At 39.7% G+C, this 8,028-nt stretch carries 10 protein-coding genes and 2 pseudogenes; 5 read left to right on the forward strand and 7 right to left on the reverse strand.

Annotated features, from left to right (window positions below; all coding sequences use genetic code 11):
* Positions 1-74: 74 nt before the first annotated feature.
* The 3 genes from LH47_RS05305 to LH47_RS05315 are packed head-to-tail and all read right to left on the reverse strand — an operon-like array spanning position 75 to position 2,415.
* On the reverse strand, positions 75-725 hold the full coding sequence (locus LH47_RS05305; RefSeq protein WP_043965358.1) for a TetR/AcrR family transcriptional regulator: 651 nt from the start codon (positions 723-725) through the stop codon (positions 75-77).
* Positions 726-736: 11 nt separating this feature from the next.
* Positions 737-1,531: an ABC transporter permease gene (locus LH47_RS05310; RefSeq protein WP_043965359.1), complete on the reverse strand. Its 795-nt coding sequence runs from the start codon at positions 1,529-1,531 to the stop codon at positions 737-739.
* An 11-nt stretch (positions 1,532-1,542) separates the two neighbouring features.
* Positions 1,543-2,415, reverse strand: a complete 873-nt coding sequence (locus tag LH47_RS05315; RefSeq protein ID WP_043965360.1) for an ABC transporter ATP-binding protein — start codon at positions 2,413-2,415, stop codon at positions 1,543-1,545.
* Positions 2,416-2,565: 150 nt separating this feature from the next.
* Here LH47_RS05315 and LH47_RS05320 point away from each other — a divergent pair, with 150 nt between their 5' ends.
* Together LH47_RS05320 and LH47_RS15070 are read left to right on the forward strand one after the other, a co-directional pair.
* Positions 2,566-3,411, forward strand: a complete 846-nt coding sequence (locus LH47_RS05320) for an SPFH domain-containing protein (protein ID WP_043965361.1) — start codon at positions 2,566-2,568, stop codon at positions 3,409-3,411.
* Positions 3,412-3,424: 13 nt separating this feature from the next.
* The gene (locus LH47_RS15070; protein ID WP_003397421.1) at positions 3,425-3,586 is read left to right on the forward strand and encodes a hypothetical protein; all 162 of its coding nucleotides are present in this window, start codon (positions 3,425-3,427) and stop codon (positions 3,584-3,586) included.
* Positions 3,587-3,651: 65 nt separating this feature from the next.
* Here the strand turns inward: LH47_RS15070 and LH47_RS05330 are convergent, their stop codons facing one another.
* The gene (locus tag LH47_RS05330) at positions 3,652-4,239 is read right to left on the reverse strand and encodes a cell wall hydrolase (RefSeq protein ID WP_043965364.1); all 588 of its coding nucleotides are present in this window, start codon (positions 4,237-4,239) and stop codon (positions 3,652-3,654) included.
* A 257-nt stretch (positions 4,240-4,496) separates the two neighbouring features.
* On the opposite strand from LH47_RS05330, the gene LH47_RS05335 reads away from it, so the two are divergent.
* From LH47_RS05335 to LH47_RS05345, 3 genes are read left to right on the forward strand one after another with little or no spacing between them, the layout of a single operon-like run.
* A complete protein-coding gene (locus tag LH47_RS05335) occupies positions 4,497-4,937 on the forward strand; it encodes a MarR family winged helix-turn-helix transcriptional regulator (RefSeq protein ID WP_043965366.1) in 441 nt (146 codons plus the stop codon).
* Positions 4,938-4,992: 55 nt separating this feature from the next.
* Positions 4,993-5,391, forward strand: a complete 399-nt coding sequence (locus LH47_RS05340; RefSeq protein ID WP_043965368.1) for a DoxX family protein — start codon at positions 4,993-4,995, stop codon at positions 5,389-5,391.
* 11 nt (positions 5,392-5,402) lie between these two features.
* On the forward strand, positions 5,403-6,107 hold the full coding sequence (locus LH47_RS05345; RefSeq protein ID WP_043965369.1) for a pirin family protein: 705 nt from the start codon (positions 5,403-5,405) through the stop codon (positions 6,105-6,107).
* A 36-nt stretch (positions 6,108-6,143) separates the two neighbouring features.
* Here LH47_RS05345 and LH47_RS05350 read toward each other — a convergent pair whose 3' ends face one another.
* The 3 genes and pseudogenes from LH47_RS05350 to LH47_RS15075 all read right to left on the reverse strand — a co-directional run.
* Positions 6,144-7,346 (reverse strand): MFS transporter, encoded by a 1,203-nt coding sequence (locus LH47_RS05350; RefSeq protein ID WP_043965371.1) that lies wholly within the window; start codon positions 7,344-7,346, stop codon positions 6,144-6,146.
* A gap of 148 nt (positions 7,347-7,494) precedes the next feature.
* A pseudogene (locus LH47_RS05355) lies at positions 7,495-7,734 on the reverse strand (aldo/keto reductase); the annotation flags it as partial.
* Positions 7,735-7,882: 148 nt separating this feature from the next.
* Positions 7,883-8,028: pseudogene (locus LH47_RS15075) on the reverse strand (UPF0236 family protein); the annotation flags it as partial.

Here is an 8,028-nt window from a genome sequence, read left to right on the forward strand (position 1 = left end):
AAATATCATACCATACAAAACCAGAAAATTTCAACAATTTTCTTACAATGAATAAAAGCGGGAAAAGTCCCGCCTTACTTGTAAATCCCATATTTTATAATATTCACATATTCATCTAACTCTTGTACAAGCAAATCTCCTTGTTGAATCGGGTTATATTTTTTATTTTTATACAGTTGCATGTACTTATTCGACAATTGTTCAATGATCAACATCGTCATGCGCACGACAGTTTCAGCACATACATCGTCACGCAATGTTTCTTTCTGCAGAAGATCTTTTAAAAAAATATGTTGCAATTGAAAATCTTCAGCATATGTTTCGTAATGTTCTGCAAGCAGTTGTTCCATTTCTTTTTTCACCGCTTTTGGTGGATTAGCGACTGCATCGATGACTAGTTGTGTTTCATTCGGATATTTCATAAATACTCGTTGCTTGATAAGCACAATTTGTTTTATTCGTTCAAAAAAGTCACTACATCTCAGTTCATTTACTGCTTCCATCGTTTTTTCAGTCAATAACCGTTTTGCATAATGAACGACATACAAATACAAATTTTTTTTGCTTTTAAAATAGTGAAACAACAATCCCTTTGAAATGCCAGCACGGCTCGTCATCACATCTGTTGATGCGTTTTCGTATCCGTTCTGCACAAACTCTTCAATAACGTTTTGAATAATGACATTCTTTTTTTCTTCTGGTTGCCTTTCAAACGTTTCGTACAATCAAACCACCCTCATGCGACAATATCTTTCTTTTGATAAACGACGTATGCTGCAACAATACTTGAAATAATGATTACAATCATTAAACTTGCATACAATGGATCTATTTGTAAATCATAAATGATCGGTGCCGCATCGACATATTTAAACGGACTCACATATTTTAAAAACGATAAATCTTCAGAAATACTTGACATCATGCTCATAAAATAAGTGACGAAAACAAGCCCAAGGGCAAGCGATGAAGCATTTCTCGTTTTACGCATCATCGTTGATAACAAAAATGCTACAGCCGCAAACGTCACGTGAAGAAATATCGTTGCTCCTGTCAGCAAATAAATAGCTTTTAACGAAACATCATATTCTTTAGCTATCTGAAAACCGACTAGACTAACAAGGAAGGAAACCGTATTTATGATAATAATATTTACAACGACAACGAGCCCTTTATTTGTCAAAATTTCACTTCTTGTGACTGGTTTAGCAAGTAAAAATTCAATCGTTTTATCGTTCTCCTCTTTCGCAACGATGTTTGCGGCTAACATCGCTGCGTAAACGCTACCAAGTAACGTCGTCATCGTATATACACGAACACCGTAATACCCTGTCAAATCACCGATGCTCAATTGATCCATCCCAAACGCCTTAATCATCGCTGGTGGCAATGATTGAAGAAGTTTCGTTACTTCTTTTTGCTGCTCCGCAAACTGTGGAAAAATACTTAGCGTCAACAGTATGAGTCCGCTAAGCACAACAGTCCAAATAACTAAAGATTTTGCGTTCCGTTTCCATTCCCGTTTAAACATCGTCTATCCCCTCACTTTTCGTAATAGTGCATAAATACATCTTCAAGAGACGGTTCGCTCATCGACACATCTTTAATGCGCAAGTTGTGCAACTCGGCTATTAGTTCGTTCATATCCCCTTTATATAGCATCGTCATTTCATTGCCGTTGATTTCTTTTTTTACAACACCCGCCAAATCAAATGGGGCGTATTGACCGTCTTCAAACACGACCGTCACATGTTTCAACTGGTTTTTCGTTAAGTGTTCAATCGTCTCCACTTGAATAAGCTTGCCTTCTTTAATAATTGCTACACGATCGCAAAGTTTTTGTACTTCAGAAAGAATGTGTGAGGAGAAGAAAATCGTCACCCCTTTTTTCCGCTCTTCTAAAAGAAGTTCAAAAAACGTATGCTGCATAAGCGGATCTAATCCACCTGTTGGCTCATCTAAAATTAACAATTTCGGTTCGTGCAACAACGCCTGAACGATCCCCACTTTTTTTCGATTTCCAAATGATAAATCTTCAATTTTTTTATAGATATCTAAATCAAGACGTTCAGCTAACTGTTTCAATCGTCGACCCGACACTTTGTAAAATGATGCCGAATACGTCAATAAGTCGATTACTTTCATGTCATCATAGTAATGCACTTCAGAAGGTAAATAGCCGACATGTCTCCGAATTTCTTTTGCATCTTTCACAATATCTTTTCCGAAAATCGTCGCACTTCCGCTCGTTGGATAAATGAAATTCAGCAATGTACGAATCGTTGTGCTTTTTCCCGCCCCATTCGGTCCGATAAATCCAAAAATTTCTCCTTCCTCAATCGAAAATGTAACATGTTCAATTCCTCGATTGTTTTTATACATTTTCGTTAACTGTTTAACACCAACAATGCCCATTATTCCGCCTCCTCGACATCGCTCATTTATTGACTAATAAGTCAATTCCACAATACAACAATTTGACTCAATAGTCAATAAGGATATGTTTACATATAATTCAAAAAATGATATCATTAAAATATCTTTATGATGTTAGGAGGAAGAAACGTGAAAGAAACAAAAGCATGGTATGTAAACGGGTTTTTCGCTTTATTTTTCATTATCGCGTTACTTGCAGGAGCTGTTTGGCGATTTTTTATGGAGATGGAACTTGTCCTTCCACTTTTATTTGTTGTCCTCGCTTTCCTATTAGCAACAGGCATGACAATGGTTCAACCTAATCAAGCAAAAGTCGTCATTTTTTTCGGGAAATATATCGGGACCATTCACGATAGCGGTTTATTCCTAACTGTTCCCCTCAGCGTTCGCAAAACGGTTTCATTACGTGTGCGCAACTTTAATAGTGCAAAACTAAAGGTGAATGACGTCGAAGGAAATCCAATCGAAATTGCAGCTGTCGTTGTTTTCAAAGTGATTGATTCAGCCAAAGCAATATTTGATGTAGATAACTACGAGCAATTTGTCGAAATTCAAAGTGAAACAGCCATTCGTCACGTCGCCACAAAATATCCATATGACACATTTGAAAACGAAGACATTTCACTGCGCGGAAACGCTGATATTGTCTCAGAGGTATTAGCAGAAGAACTACAAGAACGATTGAATGTTGCAGGCGTTGAAGTCATTGAAGCGCGTTTAACGCACTTAGCGTACTCTACGGAAATTGCAAGCGCTATGTTACAACGCCAACAAGCTGCCGCCATTTTAGCAGCAAGGAAAAAAATTGTTGAGGGAGCAGTTTCAATGGCCAAAATGGCGATTGAACAGCTGGACAAAGAAGCTCATTTACAGTTAGATGAGGAAAGGAAAGCAAATATGGTTAACAATTTAATGGTAGCAATTATTTCTGATCGTGGAGCCCAACCAGTGATCAACGCCGGAACGTTATACTAACGGTGAATACGAAATGACAAAGAAAAAAAACTTTCCGCTACGAATCGATCCAAAATTGTATGAAATTATCGAGCGTTGGGCGCAAGATGAATTTCGAAGTGTGAATGCTCATATCGAATTTCTACTGCGTGAAGCAGCAAAGCGCGAAGGACGTTTGAAAGAAAATAAAAAATAGAAAGGTGTCCCAAAAGCTTTCGGGACACCTTTTTCCGTCATCATACCTCTACGCATGGAGAAATACTATTTCGCAAATACATGGTTTCCAATCACAACTGTCACTTGGCGCGAGCGGATCCATTCGCTTTTCGCCGTCTTTGGATTGTAAAAGTACAATGAACCACTTCCTAAACCGCGAAAAGCAATGGCTTCTTCAACCGCTCGATATGCTTCTCGATCCGCTGGTTTGTTAATCTCGCCGTTTTGTACAGGAGTGAACGCATAATATCCCCCTGAACGCCCATAAATGACTTGGCGAATTGTATTTGGAAAATTCGGATGGTCGACACGATTCAACACGACTGTAGCAACTGCCACCTTCCCTGCAAACGGCTCTCCTTTTGCTTCCGCATGAACGAGGCGAGCTAACAAATCTTTATCGGCTTGAGAAATAGGTTGCGGAATACGCAACGCTTCACCAACGAATAAAATATCGGATTGTTTTTGATTGATTCGTTGAAGCTCTAGCAATGAAACATTGTAACTTTTTGCAATCGTCCAAAACGTTTCCCCTTGTTTTACATAATGAACTGTCGTTTGTGCAGCTACTTCAGTTGTTGAAAAACAAAAAGCTGCTACAAAGGCAGAAGCAAGTGCTAGCAATTTCCTCATATTATCCCTCCTAGTCCGTTGCTCGCTTATAAGACTAGCAGGGATTTAGCAATCTATCATTATCTAATTTATGGAAAAATCTCAAAATACATAGTATGCAACGATCGGGACGGCATATGGAAATTTATTCATTTAGTAGAGTTCTCATCATGAATAAGCACTCATGCATATCTCAAAACAAAAAATACAATACGTATTGACAACTTACTTTTTGTAAGTTTATAATTATCTTGAAATCAAGATAAAGGTTGATGCATATGAGCCAAAACGATCAAACATTATCATTAAAACTATTCATTGTTCTTTCTAGAGCACATAAGGCGGTGTCGGGACATGTAAAACATGACATTCAACGTTACGGACTAAACCCAACAGAGTTCGGTGTTCTCGACTTGTTGTATCATAAAGGAGCGCAGCCGATTCAACAAATCGGTGACAAAATTTTACTCACTAGTGGAAGCATGACATACGTCATCGACAAGCTCGAGGAAAAAGGATATATTGTCCGGCAACGTTGTGAAAAGGACCGCCGCATTACGTACGCTGTCATTACTGACGAAGGAAAAGCACTAATGGATCACATTTTTCCTCAACACGCACAAAAAATATCGGAAATTTTCCAATCTTTATCCACAGATGAAAAAGAAACGGCGATTCACTTACTCAAAAAGATAGGTCTTTCGTTAGCGCCTTTTTAAGGCCTATCGCACAACTTTTATCTTGAAGTCAAGATATATAAAAGGAGAAATGATTATGATGCACATCGGTATTTTACTTATTCGTCTAGCTGTCGGTTTAACTTTTGTAGGTCATGGCGCTCAAAAATTATTCGGATGGTTTGGAGGATATGGCTTAAAAGGAACGGGAGGATGGCTTGAATCTATTGGACTAAAGCCGGGGGTGACAATGGCTCTCATTGCTGGTTTAGCTGAGTTCGTTGGAGGGGTGTTGTTTGCGCTTGGGCTGTTTACCCCATTTGCAGCTTTGTTAATCGCTGCAACGATGTTCGTCGCCATTGTAAAAGTACATGCACCAAATGGATTTTGGATCACACAAAATGGATTTGAATACAATCTCATTTTAATTGTGGTTGTCATTGGCGTTGCACTTATTGGCGCAGGCGACTACTCACTTGATGCACTTATAAAATAAGGAGGCACACCATGATTCACATATATCCTGCACATGAACGATTTGAATCAAACCACGGTTGGTTGCAAAGTTATTTTAGTTTTTCATTTGCTGAATATTTTGATCAAAAAAATATGAACTTTGGCCCATTGCGCGTCTTTAATGACGATATAATTGCTCCACAACGCGGATTTGGCGCACATCCTCATCAAGAAATGGAAATCGTTACAGTCGTCTTGAAAGGGCAACTCGAACATCGCGATAATCTTGGCAATCATCGCATCATCTCATTCGGTGAAGTACAACGAATGACAGCCGGAACAGGTATTGTACATTCAGAAATGAATCCGTCTACTACGGAAGAAGTCAATCTTCTACAGCTTTGGTTTTTACCTGAAACGTACGGTCTTACTCCATCATACGAACAAATTTCATATGATGTTGAAAACATGAAAAATCGGTTATTGCCCATTGTTTCAAAAAAACAAGCCGGTGAGCAAGTTGCCTACATTCACCAAGATATAACAATGTATTTATCCGATTTAGAAAATAATCAACAACTTACATTTCAACAGCAAGAAGGACGTCGAATGTATGTGTTTGTTATTGAGGGAGAACTTGTATTAAATGATGATACGATTTTACAACGTCGTGATGCCGCTCGTATAACAGATATCACACGATTGCACATAACAGCGAACATAGACAGCCGTTTTATGCTCATTGACTTACCGTAGTTGCCAGCTTGCCCGTTTTATTGGGCAAGCTGAATTTTAGCAAGCAACATTTGCATCTTTCGGCAGCCAAAATGTCAACACGCCAAACAACGGAAGAAAGCTACACATGACCATAAGTGCTTTTAACGTATACACATCAGCAATTTTTCCAAGTGCAACCGCTCCAAGTGCCCCCATTCCAAATGCGAGACCAACAATTAATCCAGAAGCCATCCCGACATTTCCTGGAAGCAATTCTTGTGCGTAAACAACAAAGGTAGCGAAACTAGACGATAAAATAAAGCCTGTGACAAAAACAATTGGCAAAACAAAATGAAGTGGCACATATGGCAAAATGAGTGCAAACGGCGCCGTACCAAGCGTGGATGCAAAAATTAAATTTCGTCTCCCAAATCGATCAGCAAGTGGACCGCCAAAAACGGTACCGATCGCCCCCGCAATCATAAAAACAAACAAATAAAGCTGCGCCTTACGAATGGAAATGTCGTAATATTCCATTAAATAAAATTGATAGTAATTTGCAATCCCTGCATAATACCACGAACGTGCAAATACTAGCAACACGAGAAGAACGAGGGCAAATATAATTCGTCTGCTTGTATGCTTCTTTCCTTCTACCGTTTTGTTTGGACGATTTTTCAGTTGATGCAACTGAAGAGCGTACCATTTTGACACCCAAAATAAAACAGCCATTCCTAACGCCGCAACAATGACAAACCAACCTGCTCCCTTTTGACCAAACGGAACAAAAATGAGCGCTGTAAACAATGGAGCAAGGGCGTTGCCTGTATTGCCGCCAAGTTGGTAAATGGATTGAGCGAATCCCCTTCTCGCCCGCGCAGCAAAATAAACGACACGCGAACCTTCTGGATGAAAGATAGCTGAACCAAATCCAATGAATAAAACGGACAATAACACAAAGAAAAAATTAGGTGCAAACGCTAATCCAACCATCCCTATCAAGCTCGCCCCCATACCAAGCGGCAAAAAGCTCGGTGATGGGTGCCGATCGGAAAACAATCCGACAATCGGTTGCAGGATAGACGAAGTCATATTAAGCGTAAATGCAATCCAACCGATTTGTGTATAAGATAAGTGCATCGACGATTCTAAAATCGGAAACAACGCCGGTACAACAGCTTGCATCGCGTCATTCAATAAATGACCAATACTAATGGCAATTAAAATCGGATAAACGACTGTTTGCATATTTGTACGTTGTTCAACACTTGCTTGCATCTTCTTCTCTCCCTGGAAAACAAATTGAATATTTACATTATAATCGCTTCTGCCAATCTTTCAATTTTTTTGCCTACTAGAAATTGCACCCATGCCGAGCACACTAAAAAACACTTTTTCAGCAATCGCCAAAAAAGTGTTTTCGCCATTACGGCAAGCGATGGCCTGCCGCACGATAAATCTCGTACCACTCTTGTCGGGAGAGTTGCACATGACTTGCTTGGCAAATGTCTTTTAAACGAGCGGAGTTTGTCGTGCCAATGATGACTTGCATGTTCGCTGGATGACGCAAAATCCAAGCGACGGCAATCGCTGACTTGCTTACTCCTTTTTCCTCCGCTATTCGTCCAAGCACTTCATTAACTTTCGGAAATTTCTCGTTGTCGAGTCAGTCAAGACTTTGTGGAGAACATTTTTTCGGTTCACTACGGGTGTTGTCAATCACTAGTTAGCGAACCATTTTCAGGAATTGATATCGTAAGCGCTTTTGGACTCTCATCCCTCATCTTGAAGTGATGATATTGTATTCCATTTTTTTACACCCAACCAAAATCCCGAAGCGCCGACAACGCTTGATGGATCGGCGTCCCGGATGACCGCTGCAGACACGGTAGATTCTGACGCACCACATCTGCCCACAACCGTCCTGCCTTCCGTTTGGCCTGTTCAACCCGCTTGGACT

Origin of the sequence: Anoxybacillus thermarum (assembly GCF_000836725.1) — a bacterium.
GTDB lineage: Bacteria > Bacillota > Bacilli > Bacillales > Anoxybacillaceae > Anoxybacillus > Anoxybacillus thermarum.

Coding starts and splice junctions, on each gene's coding strand:
- LH47_RS05315 (WP_043965360.1), bottom strand. CDS start 2,415: ATGGGCATTGTTGGTGTTAAACAGTTAACGAAAATGTATAAAAACAAT.
- LH47_RS05345 (WP_043965369.1), top strand. CDS start 5,403: ATGATTCACATATATCCTGCACATGAACGATTTGAATCAAACCACGGT.
- LH47_RS05310 (WP_043965359.1), bottom strand. CDS start 1,531: ATGTTTAAACGGGAATGGAAACGGAACGCAAAATCTTTAGTTATTTGG.
- LH47_RS15070 (WP_003397421.1), top strand. CDS start 3,425: ATGACAAAGAAAAAAAACTTTCCGCTACGAATCGATCCAAAATTGTAT.
- LH47_RS05350 (WP_043965371.1), bottom strand. CDS start 7,346: ATGCAAGCAAGTGTTGAACAACGTACAAATATGCAAACAGTCGTTTAT.
- LH47_RS05340 (WP_043965368.1), top strand. CDS start 4,993: ATGATGCACATCGGTATTTTACTTATTCGTCTAGCTGTCGGTTTAACT.
- LH47_RS05335 (WP_043965366.1), top strand. CDS start 4,497: ATGAGCCAAAACGATCAAACATTATCATTAAAACTATTCATTGTTCTT.
- LH47_RS05330 (WP_043965364.1), bottom strand. CDS start 4,239: ATGAGGAAATTGCTAGCACTTGCTTCTGCCTTTGTAGCAGCTTTTTGT.